Here is a 17,276-nt window from a genome sequence, read left to right on the forward strand (position 1 = left end):
GCCGTCGCCGTGACCTATTACCCCCCGCAACAACCGGGCCCGCAGGGCCCTTGGGGTCCGGAGCAGGGTTCCCAGCAGCCCCCGACGTACGACTACCCCGCCTACGAGGTACCGCCCCCGGCATACGGTCAGCACCCCTACGGTGGCGTTCCCTCCGGCTACGGCGCGATACCCCCGGGATATCCGTACCCCTATGCCCCGCAACCGCCCAAGAAGAGCAACACCACCTGGTGGATTCTCGGTGGTGTGGCCAGCGTGCTGGTCATCGCGGCGCTGGTGGTCGGTGGAATCTTCCTCTTCCGTTCTGGTGACGACATCCTGGTCTCCACCGATGAGGCCCAGATCGAGCAGTTGGTCGAGGACTTCGGTGCGGCCGGCAACTCCGGTAATTTTTCCGAGCTCGGGCAATACTTCTGCGCCGCCGAGGCCGGAATGTTCAGCGCGCTGGGTGAACTCGGTCAGATTCTGCAAGGCATCGAGATGCCGGGTGTCCCGACCAGCGAGGTGACCGCGAGCGACATCGAGGTCAAGGGCGAGGTCGCCTCGGCTCGGATGAGCGACGCCGGCCCGTTCGACATCGCCTACTTCCGCAAGGAGGCCGGCGAGTGGAAGGTCTGCATGTCGGCCGCCGTGGAGTTCAGCCAGCGATAGCAGTCCGGCGGATGCGCGGACGCGGTTGGCATTTCGGGCAGTAGTACGACGAGCGATTCATGAATTTCTCGCGTTGCATGACCGCACCGCAGCGTCGGCAGGCCTGGTCGACGCGGCCGTAGGCCTCCAGCGACCGCTCGAAATAGCCCGACTCGCCGTTGACGTTCACATACAGCGAATCGAAGGACGTCCCACCCTGACTCAGCGCACCGGTCATCACCTCGGCCGCGGCGTCGAGCAGCTCGGCGAGCTGGCGCCGGCTCAGCGCCGAGGCCAGCCTGGCCCCGTTGATCTTGGCTCGCCACAATGCCTCGTCGGCGTAGATGTTGCCGATCCCGGACACCACGGTCTGGTCCAGTAACTGGCGTTTGATCTCGGAATGCTTGCGCCGCAACACCGTTACCACACCGTCGCGGTCGAACGCGGGATCCAGCGGATCCCGTGCGATGTGCGCGACGGGCTCGGGAACCTCGGTGCCGTCGATGGTCACGACGTCGGTCAACATCCAGCCGCCGAAGGTGCGCTGGTCGACGAAGTTCATCGTGACGCCGTTGTCGAGAGTGGTGGCGATCCGCAGGTGCGAGGGGTTCGGCACGGCGCCCAGCAGCATCTGTCCGCTCATCCCCAGGTGCACGACGAGCGCGTCACCGCTGGCCAGGGTGAGCCACAGGTACTTGCCGCGCCGGCCGGTGCCGGTGATCGTGTTGCCCCGCAAGCGCGCGACGAGATCGTTGGTGCCCGCCAGGTGACGGCGCGCGGCGCGCGGGTGCAGCACCTGCGCGTCGATGATGGTGCGGTCCAGGACGTGTGCGGCCAATCCGCGTCGCACGACCTCGACCTCAGGAAGTTCGGGCATCCCCGGTCTCGTCGCCGTCCGACTCGCTGATGGCACTCCACGCGGCCGCGGCCGCCTTGAGTTCCGCTTCTTTCTTGGTCCGCCCGAGCCCGCGTCCGTACTCCCGCTCGGCCACAGTCACGACGGCGGTGAATTCCTTGTCGTGGTCCGGCCCCTGCGCGGTCACCGTGTATGCCGGCGGGCCCAGCCCCTTCGCGACGGACAGTTCCTGCAGGCTGCTCTTCCAGTCCAGGCCCGCACCCAAGGTCGGTGCGGTATCGAGCAATTCACTGAACAGCCGCAGGATCGCCTCCCGGGCCACCACATTGCCCTTGTCCAGATAGATTGCGCCCAAGAGTGATTCGACACCGTCGGCGAGGATGCTCGACTTGTCCGCGCCGCCAGAACTTTCTTCTCCCTTGCCCAGCAGCAGGTGTTCGCCGAGCCCGAGTTTGCGTCCGACGTCGGCCAGTGCCTGGGTGTTGACGATGCTGGCGCGCAGCTTGGCCAGATCGCCCTCCGGGCGGTCGGGATGGCGGTGGTAGAGCTCTTCTGTGATGGTCAGTCCCAGCACCGCGTCGCCGAGGAATTCCAGGCGCTCGTTGGTGGGCAGCCCACCGTTTTCGTAGGAGTAACTGCGGTGCGTCAGCGCGATGGTGAGCAGATCCGCCGGCAGTGCCACCCCGAGCGCGTCGAGCAACGACTCGTGATCAGCCGTCACTGGCGTCGTCTCCGGCCTGGTCCCGCAGCGCGGCCAGCTTGGCCCAGCGGGGATCGATCTTCTCGTGCGAGTGGCCCGGGCCGGCATCGGCTAGTGCGACACCGCAGTCCGGGCACAACCCGGCGCAGTCCGGTCGGCACAGCGGCGAGAACGGCAGCACCAGACCGACGGCGTCGACGATTGACTGTTCGAGGTCGACCCGGTCGTCGACCACGTGACCGACCTCATCCTCTTCGGTGGTCGCCTCGGTGGCGCTGCCCGGGTAGGCGAACAGCTCGGTGATGTCGATGGATACGTCGCCGGTCACCGGTTCCAGGCAGCGCACGCATTCACCGGTGGTGGGTCCGGACACGGTCCCGGTCACCAGCGCGCCCTCGGACACCGATTCGATGCGCAGGTCCAGTTCCAGCGGAGCGCCCGCCTCGATACGGATCAGGTCCAGGCCGATGACCGACGGCGACGGCACCGTCTCGTGCACCTCGATCATCGAGCCCGGCCGACGACCCAGCCGCGAGATGTCGATCGCGAGGGGATTCTTGCCAGCCATGACGCCGATCCTACTGCGGCGATGGTGCCGCACCGTCCGCACCCGATACCGGATCAGCGAGATTTTAAGTCGACGACAGCCCCGTGGCCGGTGAGGTCGGTGGCGTAATGCATCGGGGTTGCCGGTGGCGGGGCATGGGTCCCGCGGACGCCGATAATCGTGTTCGGAGTTTTCTAGCTGCGAAAAGGATGAATCCGTGACTGTGAAGCTGCACTGGTTTCTGCCCACCTACGGCGACAGCCGCCTGATCGTCGGCGGCGGGCACGGCACCCCGGCCGGCGCGGCCGGCGGCGACCGCGAAGCCACCATCGACTACCTGGCGTCGATCGTGCGTTCAGCGGAGCGGTTCGGCTTCACCGGTGCCCTCATCCCGACCGGCGCGTGGTGCGAGGATGCGTTCGTCACCGCGGCACTGCTGGCCCGCGAGACCACGTCGCTGGCGTTCCTGGTGGCCTTCCGCCCCGGTCTGGTCAGCCCGACACTGTCGGCGCAGATGGCGGCCACCTTCGCCCGGCACGCTCCCGGCCGCATCCTGCTCAATGTGGTGGTCGGTGGTGAAGCCCACGAACAGCGCGCCTTCGGCGATCATCTCGACAAGGACGCCCGCTACGCGCGCGCCGACGAATTCCTGGAGGTGGTACGCCGGTTGTGGGCAGGTGAGACGGTCAGCCTGGACGGCGAGTACGTCAAGGTCGAGGATGCCGCGCTGGCCGTGCCGCCCAGCCCGGTGCCCCCGCTGTACTTCGGCGGCAGCTCCATGGCGGCCGGACCGGTCGCGGCGCGCCATTCCGATGTGTATCTCACCTGGGGTGAGCCGCCGGCCGCCGTCGCCGAGAAGATCGCCTGGATTCGCGAGGAAGCCGCGAAGGAGGGCCGCAACCTGCGCTTCGGCATCCGCCTGCACACCATCTCCCGGGACACCTCCGAGGAAGCGTGGGCCCAGGCCGACAAGCTGATCGGTGCGCTCGACGAGGAGACGGTGGCCGCCGCGCAGGCCGGGCTGGCCCGCAGCCAGTCCGAGGGCCAGAAGCGGATGCTGGCCCTGCACGAGGCCAACCGCACCAACGGAACCTGGTCGGACGCACGCAGTCTGGAGATCTCGCCGAACCTCTGGTCGGGCGTGGGCCTGGTCCGCGGCGGCGCCGGTACCGCACTGGTGGGCAGCCACACCGAGGTCGCCGACCGCATCGCCGAGTACGCCGAGATCGGTATCGACGAGTTCATCTTCTCCGGCTACCCGCATCTGGAGGAGCTGTTCTGGTTCGGTGAGGGTGTCGTGCCGATCCTGCGCGAGCGCGGCCTGTTCAACGCCGGGTCCTCCGAGCCGTCGAATGTGTCGATTCCGTTCGTCGGCGCCCCGCGGTGACCACCGGACTGCACAGCACCCGGATCACCGACACCGCGCAGGCGCTTGCGGTCGCGGCCGGGCTTTCCGAGGCGTTCGCCGCGGACGCGGCCGCCCGCGACGCCGCCCGCGAGTTGCCGCACGAACAGGTGTGCGCCCTCAAAGAGTCTGGGCTGCTGGCCCTTTCGGTACCCGTCGAGCACGGTGGGGTCGACGCCCCGGCGGCGGTGCTGGCCGAGGTGTTCCGGCTGATCGCGCACGGCGACCCGTCGCTGGGCCAGATCCCGCACTCGCACTTCACCTTCCTGGAGGCGCTGCGGCTGCAGGCCACCGCCGAGCAGCAGGCGTTCTTCTACCAGAAGGTGTTGGGCGGCGCGCTGTTTGCCAATGCGCAGTCCGAACGCGGCCCCCACCCGATCGACGTCGACACCACCACCCTGACGCCCACCGAGTCCGGCGACCATGTGCTCACCGGGCGCAAGTTCTATTCCACCGGTGCGCTGTTCGCCGACTGGATCGTGGTGCGCGCCTCGGTGCCGGATCATCCGGGCGAGACCCCGACATCCTCGACACCCAAGGCACTGGCCTACATCTCGGCCGACGCCGAGGGCGTGACGGTCGTCGACGACTGGGACGGTATGGGGCAGCGCACCACCGCCTCGGGCACCGTCACCCTGGAGTCGGTGCGGGTGCCCGCCGCCCAGGTGGTGGCGTTCACCCCGATCTTCAAGCGGCCCACGGTGTACGGCGCGCGGGCGCAATTGCTGCACGCCGCGCTCGACGTGGGCATCGCGACCGCCGCACTGGACGAGGGGGTGCGCCAGGCCGGCAAGGCCCGTCCGCATTTCGAAGCGGCCGTGGACTCCTCGGCGGAGGACCCGACGGTGATCAACCTGGCCGGCGAGCTCACGGTGACAGTGCGCGGGGCGCAGGCGCTGCTGGCCGAGGCGGCCCGCGCCGTCGACGCGGCACAGGCCGATCTGAATGCCGACAGCGCGGCGCAGGCGTCGATCGCGGTGGCGGTGGCCAAGGTGGCCGCGACCCGGGCCTGCCTGGAGGCCTCGAGCACGCTGTTCGAGTTGGGTGGCACCCGCAGCGCCTCCGGTGCGGCGAATCTGTCCCGGTACTGGCGCGACGCCCGGACCCACACCCTGCACGACCCGACCCGCTGGAAGGTGCAGCACATCGGGCGCCACACCCTGTCCGGGACGCAGCCACCGCGACACGGCCAGATCTAGGCCGACCGGCTACGAATGACAAAATGGTCGCCAACCCCGCTGGGGTGGCGACCATTTCGTCGTTCTGGGTGTGGTTACCGGGTGGCGTAGTCGTGCGTGCCGGCCGCGGTGCGCAACTGGTGGCGTCCCCGGCTGACCGAGCGCAGGGTGCCGTTGAGGTAATCCTCGAACTCGGCGAGCTTGCTGTCGACGTAGATGTCGCACTCGCCACGGAGCCGGTCGGCCTCGGCATGCGCGGTGTCGACCAGCCGGGTGGCCTCGGCGGTCGCGGTCTGCACGATCTCGGTCTGGGACACCAGGCGCTGCTGCTCCTTGATGCCCTCCTGGACGGCCTTCTCGTAGGAGAGGTTGCCGTTCTCGATGAGGCGGTCGGCCTCGGACTTGGCCCGTCCGGTGGCGGCCTCGTACTCGCGCTTGGCGGTCGCGGCGATCCGGCTGGCTTCCTCGCGAGCCTCGACGACCATCCGCTCGCTGTGTGCACGCGCCTCGGCGACCATCCGGTCGGCCTGGGACTTGGCGTCGGCGAGCAGCCGGTCGGCCTCCCCGCGGGCGTGGTTGACCATGGAATCGGCCTCGGCCGATGCGGTGGCCACCATCGACTGGGCGTGGTCCTTGGCCTCGTTGAGCATGCCGTCACGGGCGTCCAGGACGTCCTGGGCGTCGTCGAGCTCGCCGGGGATGGCGTCCTTGATGTCATCGAGCAACTCCAGGACATCGCCGCGCGGCACCATGCAGCCGGCGGTCATCGGCACGCCACGGGCTTCTTCCACGATTGCACTGAGTTCGTCCAGCGCCTCGAACACTCGATACACGGCAACACCCTCCAGGCGTAGTTGTTAGTGACCAGTGTGCCTGGTGTTACGCGTGTGACTCGGCTTTGGGCTCGGTGTGTCGCAGATCAGCGCCCGAGCTTCTCCTTTAGCCGGGCGTTCACCGGCTCCGGCAGCAGATCGCTGACGTCGCCGCCGAGTTGGGCGACCTCCTTGGCCAACGAGGACGACACGAAGGAGTACTGCGGGGTGGTCGCCACGAAGAACGTGTCGACGCCGGCTACATGCTTGTTCATCTGCGCCATCTGTAGCTCGTACTCGAAATCGGTGCCGCTGCGCAGACCCTTGACGATCGCCGTCAGGCCGCGATCCTTGACGAAATCGACCACCAGCCCGGAGCCGGCTTCCACCCGCAGGTTCGGCAGATGCGTCGTCGAGGCCCGGATCAGTTCGATACGTTCCTCGGGACTGAACATCCCCTTCTTGTTCGGGTTCACCAGCACGGCGACCACGACCTCGTCGAACTGGGCGGCCGCCCGCTCGAAGATGTCGACGTGACCAAGGGTGACCGGATCGAACGAACCGGGACATACGGCGCCACTCATGGAGCAAGACGCTACGCGATGACCCCGAACTCCAGCCGGGTGTCACCGTAGCGGCGCTCCTCGTCGGCCTGCCAGCCCGACGGCCACGCCAACGCGGGACCACCGGCCGGCCGCTCGATCACCGCGAGCGCGCCCGGGCGCACCCAACCATGCGCGAGCAGCTTGGCCAACACACCCTCGATCGCTGCGGCCTTCACCTCATAGGGCGGGTCGGCGAAAACCAGATCGACCGGACGGGTCGGGTTGCCCTGCACCACTTTGTCGACCGGGCTGCGGCGCACCACCGCACCCTTCGCGCCGAGCGCGGCGATATTGGCCTCGATCACCCCGGCGGCGCGGCGATCCGACTCCACCAGCAGCACCGAGGATGCCCCCCGCGACAACGCCTCCAGGCCGAGCGCACCCGACCCGGCATAGAGGTCGAGCACCGCGATCCCGTCGAAGTCCAGCCGCGCGGCCAGCACGTTGAACAACGATTCCCGGACCCGATCTGTGGTGGGACGGGTTCCGCTGGCGGGCACCGAGATTCGACGCCCGCCGTACACGCCGGCGACTATCCGGGTCAGGCTGATCCCCCGGTCGCTTCGCTCTTGCCCGCCGCACCCACGACCACCAGCAGGTCGCCGCCCTCCACCTGGGCGGTGCCGGTGACGGCGATGCGGGCCACGGTGCCGGCCTTCGGCGCGGTGATGGCCGCCTCCATCTTCATCGCCTCGATGGTGGCGATGGTCTGCCCGGCGTCGACCTTGTCGCCGGCCTCGACCCCGATGGTGACGACACCGGCGAACGGGGCCGCGACGTGATCGGGGTTGGTCTTGTCGGCCTTCTCCGCGGCCGCGACGTCACTGGCAATGCTGCGGTCGCGCACCAGCACCGGGCGCAGTTGCCCGTTGAGGATGCACAGCACCGTGCGCATGCCGCGCTCGTCGGCTTCCGAGACCGCCTCCAGACCGATCAGCAGCTCCACTCCGCGTTCCAGCAGGACGCGGTGTTCCTCGCCTTGACGCAGGCCATAGAAGAACTGGTTGGCGCTGAGCATCGAGGTGTCGCCGTACTGATCGCGGTGCGCCTCGAATTCCTTCGTGGGCCCCGGGAACAGCAACCGGTTGAGCACCGCCTGACGCTTGGTGCCCGGCTGGGCCAGCGCCGCCTCATCCTCGGCAGACAGTTCCACCTCCGGTTTGGCCGGGCCGCGACCCGCAAGAGCCTTGCTGCGCAACGGTTCCGGCCAGCCACCGGCCGGATCACCCAATTCGCCACGCAGGAAACCGATCACACTGTCGGGGATGTCGTAGCGGTCCGGGTCGGCGGCGAACTCGGTCGCGTCCGCGCCGGCACCCACCAGGGCCAGCGCCAGATCGCCGACGACCTTGCTCGACGGGGTGACCTTGACCAGCCGGCCCAACACCCGATCAGCACCGGCGTAGGCGTTCTCCACCTCCTCGAACCGGTCCCCCAGCCCGAGTGCGACGGCCTGGGTGCGCAGGTTGGAAAGCTGCCCACCCGGGATCTCGTGGGTGTAGACCCGTCCGGTCGGGGACGGCAACCCGGCCTCGAACGGCGCGTACACCTTGCGCAGCGCCTCCCAATACGGTTCCAGATCGCACACCGCGCCCAGGTCCAGGCCGGTGTCGAACTCGGTGTGCGCGGTCGCCGCCACGATCGCCGACAGGGCCGGCTGGCTGGTGGTGCCGGCCATCGGCGAGGACGCCCCGTCCACCGCGGATGCACCGGCGGTCCAGGCGGCCAGATAGGTCGCCAGCTGCCCGCCCGGGGTGTCGTGGGTGTGCACATGGATCGGCAGGTCGAACCGCTCCCGCAGCGCGCCAACCAGTTTGGTGGCCGCCTGCGGGCGCAGCAGTCCGGCCATGTCCTTGATGGCCAGCACATGCGCGCCGGCTTCGACGATCTGCTCGGCCAGGCGCAGGTAGTAGTCCAGCGTGTACAGGTCCTCGGCCGGGTTGCTCAGATCCCCGGTGTAGGACATCGCGACCTCGGCCACCGCGGTCCCGGTGCCCCGCACCGCGTCGATCGCCGGACGCATCGAATCGACATTGTTCAGCGCATCGAAAATCCGGAAGATGTCGACACCCGTCGCGGCTGCTTCGTCGACGAAGGCGTCGGTGACGGTCTCCGGGTAGGGGGTGTAACCCACCGTGTTGCGGCCCCGCAACAACATCTGCAGACAGATGTTGGGCATCGCCTCGCGCAGCGCGGCGAGGCGCTCCCACGGGTCTTCCTTCAAGAAGCGCAGCGCCACATCGTAGGTCGCGCCACCCCAACACTCCACCGACAACAACTGCGGGGTCAACCGGGCGATATAGGGGGCCACCAGCAGCAGACCGTTGGTCCGCACCCGGGTCGCCAGCAACGACTGATGCGCATCCCGGAACGTCGTGTCGGTCACCCCGAGCGCCGGCGAATCACGCAGCCACGCAGCAAAACCCGCCGGACCGAGCTCTTCGAGTTTCTGCTTGGAACCCGACGGGGGCGCGGTCCGCAGATCCAGCGGCGGCAGCTTGTCATGCGGGTACACCGTCGAGGTGCGTTCCCCGTGCGGCTTGTTCACGGTGACATCGGCCAGGTAGTTCAAGATCTTGGTGCCGCGATCGGCCGGGGTGTGTGCGGTCAGCAGCTGCGGACGCTCGTCGATGAACGACGTCGTCACCCGCCCGGCCCGGAAGTCCGGATCGTCGATCACCGCCAACAGGAACGGGATGTTCGTGCTCACCCCGCGCACCCGGAACTCGGCCAGCGCACGCCGCGCCCGCGCCGCAGCCATGCCGAAATCCCGGCCGCGACACGTCAACTTCACCAGCATCGAATCGAAGTGCGCGCTGATCTCCGCACCGGTGTGCGTGCCACCGTCCAGACGGATACCCGCACCACCCGGGGACCGGTAGCCGGTGATCCGCCCGGTATCGGGACGGAAACCGTTGGCCGGATCCTCGGTGGTGATCCGGCACTGCATCGCCGCCCCGCGAATGTGGATCGACTCCTGGCTCAACCCGAGATCGGACAGCGACTCCCCCGCCGCGATCCGCAACTGGGACGACACCAGATCCACATCGGTGATTTCCTCGGTCACCGTGTGCTCCACCTGAATCCGCGGATTGCACTCGATGAACACGTGATGGCCGCGCTCATCCAGCAGGAACTCGATGGTGCCGGCACAGAAGTAGTCGATGTGCCGCGCCAACGCGACCGCGTCCGCGCAGATCTGCTCCCGCACCGCCGGATCCAGATTCGGTGCCGGCGCCAACTCGATCACCTTCTGATGGCGGCGCTGCAGACTGCAGTCCCGTTCGAACAGGTGAATCACATTGCCGGCCCCGTCAGCCAGAATCTGCACCTCGATATGACGCGGGTTGATCACCGCCTGCTCGAGATAAACCATCGGATCCCCGAACGCGGACTCCGCCTCCCGGCTGGCGGCTTCGATCGCCTCCGGCAGCGACGCGGCATCGGCGACCCGGCGCATACCGCGCCCGCCACCGCCGGAAACCGCCTTCACGAACAGCGGGAACTCCATCGACTTCGCAACCTCGACCAGTTCCTCGACCGAGGCCGAGGCCTCCGAGGACGCCAGCACCGGCAACCCGGCCTCCTTGGCCGCCGCGATCGCGCGGGCCTTGTTGCCGGTCAACTCCAGCACCTGCGCCGACGGGCCCACGAACGTGATGCCCTCGGCCGCACACGCCGACGCCAACTCCGGGTTCTCCGACAGGAAGCCATAACCCGGATAGACCGCATCGGCCCCGGCATGCTTGGCCACCCGGATGATCTCGTCCACCGACAGATACGCCCGGACCGGATGGCCCGCCTCGCCGATCTGATACGACTCGTCGGCCTTGAGTCGGTGCAGCGAATTGCGATCCTCGAACGGATACACCGCCACCGTGGAGATGTTCATCTCGGTCGCCGCGCGGAACGCACGGATGGCGATCTCGCCACGGTTGGCCACCAAGAGCTTCGAAATCATCGGACTCGTCTCCTTCAATTGCGGATTACGATGGCCCCGGCCTTCGCTCCGTCACCCCCCTGAGGAAGCGGTGGTATGAGGATACTGACCTGCGGATAACTCACCGAGCCGCAGCCCCCGGGTGTGAAGTCCGGGAAACATCCCGGCTATCAACACCGCTACAGCAGCGTCGACCAGTAGTTCCAGAAACGAACCAGGATCATCAGCAGCACCGCGGTGAACCACAGCGCCACCAGCGACCAGCGCCACTGGTACAGCGCACCCGCCACCCCGGTGGCGGTGTCGGCACGCAGGGCGATCGACGCCGTGATCACCAACAGCGGAATCGTCACGGCCCAGACCACCATGCAGTAGGGGCACAGCGCCCCGATCCGATAGAGGCTCTGGAAGATCAGCCAGTGCACGAACACCGTGCCCAGCCCGGTACCGATCGCCAGTCCCGCCCAGTACCAGCGCGGCAGGCTCACCCGCGCGACGGCGAGCACCCCGGTCACCAGCACCACGGTGAACCCGACGATGCCGATCAGGGAGTTGGGGAAACCGAAGACCGAGGCCTGCGGGGTGGTCATCACCGATCCGCAGGACAGCACCGGGTTCAAGCTGCACGACGGGATGTAGCTGGGATCGATCAGGATCTCGATCTTCTCGACCGTCAAGGTCGCGGCGGCGGCGAGCCCCAGCACCCCGGCGATCAGCACACCGATCGCGCTGGGGCGGCGCACACCGCTGGGGTCGGCCGCGGTGTCGGTCGGATCGAGGTCAGTGGTGACGGTCACGGGGTATCGGGCATCCCGGGTACGTCACCGACGATCTCCTTGATCTTGCCGACCAGGGCCTCCGGGGTGCTGTACTGGTAGTCCTCGCCGTTGATGCGCACGGTCGGAGTGGCGTTGATCTCGGTGGCCTTGGCCATGCCGCCCGCCATCTCCACGTAGCGGCCCTTGTCGATGCATTCGGGCACCTTGCCGGCCGCACCGGCCTGCCGCGCCGTCTCGATGAGCTGGGCGTTGGTCGGGTAGGCGCCGCCGGTCTCGCTGGGCTGCTGGGCGTACAGCGCGCCGTGGAAGCGGCGGAAGGCCTCTACCGACTCATCGGCGACGCAGTAGGCGGCGCCGCTGGCGCGTGACGAGTAGTTCTGGTTTCCTGCGCTGTTCAGGATCCCGACCATGTAGTAGTCGACCGCGATCGCGCCGCCGTCGATGAGTTTGTTGATGGTCGGACCGAAGGCCTTCTCGAAGGCGCCGCAGTGCGGGCAGAGCGGATCTTCGTAGATGGACAGGACGGCCTTGGGCTCCACGCCGTCGTCCTTCTTGACGACATCGCTGGACTCGACGCGCACCGCGCGGGCTTCGCCGGCCTCGGGCCGGGTCTCGCCCGACAGCACGATGTAGAGCACGAGCGCGACCGCGAACAGCACCACGATCGAGGTGAGCCCGACCTGGACGAGGAGGTTGCGCTTGCGGTCGGCGGCCTTCAAGTCGTAGCTGGCCTGCTTCTTCGGTTTGTTCGCCACGGATGCAGCCTACCGGCTGAGATGAGCACGCAGTGCCGAGGTCAGGTCGGTGAGCGCCACCTCACTGCCCCCGCCGAGCGGGAAGAAGTTGACGAAACCGTGCGTCAGCGACCCGTACTCCCGCGCATCCACCGGAACGCCCGCCGCCGCCAGTGCGGCGGCGTAGGCGCGGCCCTCGTCCCGCAGCGGATCGAACCCCGCGGTCAGCACCAAGGCCGGAGACAGCCCTGACAGATCGTCGGCGAGCAGCGGCGCCACCCGCGGGTCGCTGCTGGTGACGGTTGCCCCCTCCAGGTAGTGCCGGTCGAACCATTCGACGTCGGCCTTGGTGAGGAAGAAGCCGTCGGCGAACAGGTTCTTGGAGACGGTCTCGCCGGCCATATCGGTCACCGGGTAGATGAGCAGCTGCAGTGCCGGCATCGGCGCACCGGTGTCGCGAGCGGTCAGGGTGACCACCGCGGCGAGATTGCCGCCCGCACTGTCCCCGCCGATCGCCACCCGCTGCGGGTCGGCGCCGAGTTCGTCGGCGTGCTGCACGGCCCAGAGGTAGGCGGCCATGCTGTCCTCCGCGGCGGCCGGGGCCTTGTGCTCGGGGGCAAGCCGGTAGTCGACCGACAGCACGTGCACCCCGGCGTCATGGCAGATCCGCCGACACAGCGCGTCGTGGGTGTTGATGCCGCCGAGGACAAAACCACCACCGTGCAGGAAAACCAGCAGTGGGCCGCCCGGCTCGGCGCGGTAGTGCCGCACCGGCAACTCCCCCGCCGGGCCTCCGATGCTGAAGTCCCGCACCGGGACGACGACGGGGGTACTCAAGGCGCCGGCCACCTCACCGAGCTGCTTGCGGGAGACGGCGACGTCGTCGCTGGCGACCAGCCCTCCGATCCCCGAGGCCCGCTGTGCGGCGAGCATCAGCTGCAGGGTGGTGTCGAGGGTGTTGCCGTCGATGGTGACCGAGCGGCGGCCGAGCAGCACCCGTTTCACGGGGTCGGGAATCCGTGCCATCACCGGCAGCGAAAGCCGGCTGGCGACGGCCGAAATTTTGAGGCGAGCCGGGCTCGGCTGCTGCCGGACTGGCAGACTCTGCGTCATGACTGGCCTTTCGAATCCCACGCTGTCGCTGAACGACGGTAATTCCATTCCTACGGTCGGGTTGGGAGTTTGGCAGACCCCGCCGGAGGAGACCCGGCAGGCCGTCGAAGCCGCGCTGTCGACGGGATACCGGCACATCGACACCGCCGCCGCCTACCGCAACGAACGCGAGGTCGGGCAGGCGCTCAAGCGCGCCGCCGACAACGGTGTCGCCCGCGAGGATGTGTTCCTGGTCACCAAGCTGTGGAACTCCGAGCATGGATACGACAAGGCCCTGAGGGCGTTCGACGACAGCGCCAAGCGCCTGGACGTCGACTATCTCGACCTGTACCTGATCCACTGGCCGATGCCCGAGGTCAACGCGTTCGTGGAGACCTTCAAGGCTTTCGCGACCCTGCGCGACGAGGGCCGGATCCGGTCCATCGGCGTCAGCAACTTCGCACCCGAACACCTGCGGGCCCTGATCGACGGCACCGGGATCGTGCCTGCGGTGAACCAGGTCGAGCTGCATCCGCGGTTCCCCCAGCACGAATTGCGGGAGGTGCACGCCGAGCTCGGCATCGCGACCGAGGCCTGGAGCCCGCTGGGCCAGGGCGCCCTGCTGAGCGAACCGGCGGTGGTCTCGGTTGCCGAGGCCCACGGCAAAACGCCAGCCCAGGTACTGATTAGGTGGCACCTTCAGCTGGGTAATATCGTCATCCCGAAGTCGGTGAACCCCGACCGGATCGCAAGTAACTTCGACGTGTTCGATTTCGAGCTCAGCGAACAGGACCTCGCGTCCATCGCCACGCTCGACAACGACACCCGACTGGGCCCCGATCCACGGACATTCAATTTCACAGGTTAGGCAGAACATGACATCGGCAGCTGCGGCGCCAAGCATCAGCTTGAGCGACGAGAACACCATCCCGGTCCTCGGTATCGGAGTGGGTGAGCTTTCCGACACCGAGGCCGAGCACGCGGTCGCGGCCGCACTGGAAATCGGTGTCCGCCTTATCGATACCGCGGCCTCCTACGGCAACGAGGCCGGCGTCGGCCGCGCCATCGCCGCGTCGGGTGTGCCGCGCTCCGAGATCTTCCTGACCACCAAGCTGGCCACCCCGGACCAGGGCTTCCAGGCCTCCCAGGACGCCGCGAAGGCCAGCCTGGAGCGGCTCGGCCAGGAGTACGTCGACCTGTACCTCATCCACTGGCCCGGCGGCGACACCGGAAAGTACGTCGACAGCTGGGGCGGTCTGCTGCGCATCCAGGGTGACGGGCTGAGCAAGTCGATCGGCGTCGCGAACTTCACGCCCGAGGACCTCGCCACCATCATCGACCTGTCCTATGTGGTGCCGGCGGTCAATCAGATCGAACTGCACCCGCAGCTGGTGCAGACCGAGCTGCGCGCCGATCACGCCGAGCGCGGCATCGTGACCGAGGCGTACAGCCCGCTCGGTGTCGGCAAGCTGCTCGACAATCCGACGGTGACCTCGGTGGCCGCCGAGTACGGCAAGACCCCGGCCCAGGTGCTGATCCGCTGGAACCTGCAGCAGGGCAATGTGGTGATCCCGCGCTCGAAGTCCCCCGAACGGATCACCGAGAACTTCGACGTGTTCGACTTCGAGCTGGCCGCCGAACACCTGGCCGCGCTGACCGCGCTCGACGACGGCACCCGCTACCGTCCGGACCCGACCACCTACACCGGTACCTAACTCTCCCCTCGCGAGCTGGGGGCACCTCCCGCTTGCGCGAGCAGACGCGAATGGCCGCCAAAACCGTGGTTTTGGCGGCCATTCGCGTCTTTTCGGCAGGGTCAGGCGACGGTCGCGGGGACCTTCTCCGTCGTGCGAGCGGACACCGTCAACGCGGCGAAGGCGCTCAGTCCGGCGATCACGAAACACAGGACGGTGTACCACAGGCTGCCGATCGGGTCACCGTTGTCGGTGACGCCGTCGACGGCGCCGAAGTAGGCCGGCAGTGCGGTCACCCACAGCACCGCCATCACCACCAGATAGCCGACACCGAATCGCACCATCAGCGGGCTGGTGTGCCGCGCCTCGGTGGCCCCGGCGGGGGTGTTGCGCAGCCGCTGCCACTGTTTGACCAGCACCGGCACCGCGACGACGGTGATCACGACCAGTTCCAGCGTGTACACCACACCCATCACGGTGAAGTTGGTGAACGAGCCGATGATGGTGGCGGGTGCGGGCAGCAGCGCCGTGCCGATGGAGGCGAGCACGCCGACGACGACGGTGCGCCAGACGATCTCCCACCCGCTGAACCGCCGCCCCCGGTCGACGTGGCGGCCGATGAAGAACTGCACACAGAAGGCCAGCGACATCGGCCACAGGGTGGCGAACACGACGATGCTGGGCAGCGGCACCGAGTCCAGGAACGGTTGGGCGAACGGATGATCCAGAGTCCACTCCCACCACCGCAGCTGCGGGCCCAGGTGGTCGAAGATCTCGTAGAACGCGTGGTGCACGAAGCCGACGCACACCGCCCCGACCAGGGTGCCGTACCTGCGGAACACCCCCAGCGTGCGCACGATCTCGAAGGCGATGGTGGCCATCATCGGGTAGATCGCGACGATGTAGAGCGGCAGTCGCCCCCACAGGAAGTCGACGGTGAACACGTTGTGCGCGAACATCGTGTCCACGTACTCGTCGATGCCGAACTGTGCCGGGAAGTACAGCGGCGGTTCGATGATCAGCAGATAGGCGATCGCACCGAACCACAGCACCAGGTTGGTGGCATCACCGTGGCGCCGGTACCGGGTGATGGCGTACACCAGCGCCAGGACCGCGCCGACGATCACCGTCGCCTCGAGCACCGGCAGTGTCCAGTTCTCCAGCGCGAACGGACTGCGCAGTTCCACCAGACCGCCGGCCTCGGCGCAGGAGAAGCCCATGCGGTCGGCGAGTTGCTCGAACGTGGGCGTACACAGATCAGACATCGGCTGCTTTCTTGTCTTCGGAGCCGGCAGCGGCGACCGAGTTCGCCGTGTACCACTGGGTGACGTCGTAACCGGCGTCGAACCGATCGAACCACTCTCCGGCCAGCACCGGGAGTTTTTCGTGTTCTGGGTTGTGACCGGGGATCTGGCTGCGCACGATGCCGACCAGCGCCGCGCCCATCTCGCGCATGGGCAGGCCGGCGAACGCGTTCTCCAGCGGACCGTAGTCGGGGCGCAGCCCGATTCGCCTCAGCAGCTTGTTCTTTCGGCCTTCCAGTGCGAACGCTGACATGGCGTCGACCTTGCGTACCTCCAGCGGAAGGTGCTTGTTGAAGCCTTCGCACGCCATCCGGACCACGTCGAGCACATGCTTGAAGACCGAGGGGGCCACCCGCATGCGGTACCAGGGGTCATCGACGAGTCCGTCGTAGATGATGAGCGCCGAGCTGCGGTGTTCGACCTCTTCGACGAAGTGCCACAGGAACAGTGAGGCCACCCGGTCGTCGCCGGGAGCGAACAACCGGTCGTCGTTGTCGAGCATGAGTTTGAACACCGGCGTGAAGGTCGCCTCCAGATCGGCGGTGTAGGCCAACCGGTACTTCAGCGGCTTGGTGGCCACCAGGTCATCGAACGCCTTGATGACATCGTCGAGGGTTTCTTTGAGCGCCGGGTAGGCCTTGATCAGCCCCTTGGCGTGCTGACGGTGAGCCATCGAATGCTGGCCCTCCTGCCGGGTGAAGGCATCGGCCTCCTCGGCGATGACCGGGTCGGTGAGCAGCGGCTTGGCCTCGGTCATGGTGGTGACGATCATCTTCTCGAACGCGATCGCCAGGAAGGACACCGCGTTGGCCATCGCGGAGAACGCCGGATTGGCCTCGTTCCACAGGAATGGGACGTCGTGATCGGCGAAGCCGAACCGCATCTTGCGTACTTGCAGGTTGGTCATGCCCGGAAACTATCACACGATCATACGTATCAACGTCAACTTGTATGATTAGGTGCGCGTGCTACCGTCGCGTTCTCCGACTACCGAGCGAAA

The 17,276-nt window shown here is 67.6% G+C and carries 17 protein-coding genes; 5 read left to right on the forward strand and 12 right to left on the reverse strand.

Features of this window, described 5'->3' with window-relative positions; translation table 11 throughout:
* The first annotated feature begins 9 nt into the window (after positions 1–9).
* Positions 10–651 (forward strand): hypothetical protein, encoded by a 642-nt coding sequence (locus V4U86_RS17500; RefSeq protein ID WP_395307216.1) that lies wholly within the window; start codon positions 10–12, stop codon positions 649–651.
* Here V4U86_RS17500 and mutM read toward each other — a convergent pair.
* From mutM to V4U86_RS17515, 3 genes are read right to left on the reverse strand one after another with little or no spacing between them, the layout of a single operon-like run.
* Entirely contained in the window at positions 638–1,507 is an 870-nt protein-coding gene (gene mutM / locus V4U86_RS17505) for a bifunctional DNA-formamidopyrimidine glycosylase/DNA-(apurinic or apyrimidinic site) lyase (protein ID WP_395307217.1), read from the reverse strand. The two genes, V4U86_RS17500 and mutM, sit on opposite strands and share 14 nt — an antisense overlap.
* A complete protein-coding gene (rnc, locus tag V4U86_RS17510; protein ID WP_395307218.1) occupies positions 1,491–2,207 on the reverse strand; it encodes a ribonuclease III in 717 nt (238 codons plus the stop codon). The genes mutM and rnc overlap by 17 nt, the downstream gene beginning before the upstream one ends.
* Positions 2,197–2,754 carry a YceD family protein gene (locus V4U86_RS17515; protein ID WP_395307219.1) on the reverse strand — a complete coding sequence of 186 codons (558 nt, stop codon included), beginning with the start codon at positions 2,752–2,754 and terminating at the stop codon, positions 2,197–2,199. The genes rnc and V4U86_RS17515 overlap by 11 nt, the downstream gene beginning before the upstream one ends.
* Before the next feature lie 196 nt (positions 2,755–2,950).
* On the opposite strand from V4U86_RS17515, the gene V4U86_RS17520 reads away from it, so the two are divergent.
* Both V4U86_RS17520 and V4U86_RS17525 read left to right on the forward strand, forming a co-directional pair.
* The gene (locus V4U86_RS17520) at positions 2,951–4,120 is read left to right on the forward strand and encodes an LLM class flavin-dependent oxidoreductase (protein WP_395307220.1); all 1,170 of its coding nucleotides are present in this window, start codon (positions 2,951–2,953) and stop codon (positions 4,118–4,120) included.
* Entirely contained in the window at positions 4,117–5,337 is a 1,221-nt protein-coding gene (locus V4U86_RS17525) for an SfnB family sulfur acquisition oxidoreductase (RefSeq protein ID WP_395307221.1), read from the forward strand. Before V4U86_RS17520 ends, V4U86_RS17525 begins: the two co-directional genes overlap by 4 nt.
* 74 nt (positions 5,338–5,411) lie before the next feature.
* Here the strand turns inward: V4U86_RS17525 and sepIVA are convergent, their stop codons facing one another.
* From sepIVA to V4U86_RS17560, 7 genes are all read right to left on the reverse strand, one after another.
* Complete coding sequence (sepIVA, locus tag V4U86_RS17530) at positions 5,412–6,149, reverse strand: cell division protein SepIVA (RefSeq protein WP_395307222.1); 738 nt, start codon at positions 6,147–6,149, stop codon at positions 5,412–5,414.
* Between the two features lie 86 nt (positions 6,150–6,235).
* Complete coding sequence (coaD, locus tag V4U86_RS17535) at positions 6,236–6,712, reverse strand: pantetheine-phosphate adenylyltransferase (RefSeq protein WP_395307223.1); 477 nt, start codon at positions 6,710–6,712, stop codon at positions 6,236–6,238.
* An 11-nt stretch (positions 6,713–6,723) separates the two neighbouring features.
* Positions 6,724–7,278 carry a 16S rRNA (guanine(966)-N(2))-methyltransferase RsmD gene (gene rsmD / locus V4U86_RS17540; RefSeq protein ID WP_395312095.1) on the reverse strand — a complete coding sequence of 185 codons (555 nt, stop codon included), beginning with the start codon at positions 7,276–7,278 and terminating at the stop codon, positions 6,724–6,726.
* Entirely contained in the window at positions 7,275–10,694 is a 3,420-nt protein-coding gene (locus V4U86_RS17545; RefSeq protein WP_395307224.1) for a pyruvate carboxylase, read from the reverse strand. Before V4U86_RS17545 ends, rsmD begins: the two co-directional genes overlap by 4 nt.
* A 158-nt stretch (positions 10,695–10,852) precedes the next feature.
* A complete protein-coding gene (locus tag V4U86_RS17550) occupies positions 10,853–11,470 on the reverse strand; it encodes a vitamin K epoxide reductase family protein (RefSeq protein WP_395307225.1) in 618 nt (205 codons plus the stop codon).
* Positions 11,467–12,207 (reverse strand): DsbA family protein, encoded by a 741-nt coding sequence (locus V4U86_RS17555; RefSeq protein ID WP_395307226.1) that lies wholly within the window; start codon positions 12,205–12,207, stop codon positions 11,467–11,469. Before V4U86_RS17555 ends, V4U86_RS17550 begins: the two co-directional genes overlap by 4 nt.
* Before the next feature lie 9 nt (positions 12,208–12,216).
* A complete protein-coding gene (locus V4U86_RS17560; protein WP_395307227.1) occupies positions 12,217–13,299 on the reverse strand; it encodes an alpha/beta hydrolase in 1,083 nt (360 codons plus the stop codon).
* Here V4U86_RS17560 and V4U86_RS17565 point away from each other — a divergent pair.
* Both V4U86_RS17565 and V4U86_RS17570 read left to right on the forward strand, forming a co-directional pair.
* Complete coding sequence (locus V4U86_RS17565) at positions 13,298–14,146, forward strand: aldo/keto reductase (RefSeq protein ID WP_395307228.1); 849 nt, start codon at positions 13,298–13,300, stop codon at positions 14,144–14,146. The genes V4U86_RS17560 and V4U86_RS17565 overlap by 2 nt on opposite strands.
* Positions 14,147–14,153: 7 nt before the next feature.
* Positions 14,154–14,993, forward strand: coding sequence for an aldo/keto reductase (locus V4U86_RS17570; RefSeq protein WP_395307229.1), 840 nt, complete (start codon positions 14,154–14,156; stop codon positions 14,991–14,993).
* A gap of 101 nt (positions 14,994–15,094) precedes the next feature.
* Here V4U86_RS17570 and V4U86_RS17575 read toward each other — a convergent pair whose 3' ends face one another.
* Positions 15,095–16,237 carry a hypothetical protein gene (locus V4U86_RS17575; protein WP_395307230.1) on the reverse strand — a complete coding sequence of 381 codons (1,143 nt, stop codon included), beginning with the start codon at positions 16,235–16,237 and terminating at the stop codon, positions 15,095–15,097.
* Positions 16,230–17,183, reverse strand: a complete 954-nt coding sequence (locus V4U86_RS17580) for a metal-dependent hydrolase (protein ID WP_395307231.1) — start codon at positions 17,181–17,183, stop codon at positions 16,230–16,232. Before V4U86_RS17580 ends, V4U86_RS17575 begins: the two co-directional genes overlap by 8 nt.
* Between the last annotated feature and the right edge of the window lie 93 nt (positions 17,184–17,276).

Source organism: Mycobacterium sp. AMU20-3851 (assembly GCF_043974665.1).
Classification (GTDB): domain Bacteria; phylum Actinomycetota; class Actinomycetes; order Mycobacteriales; family Mycobacteriaceae; genus Mycobacterium.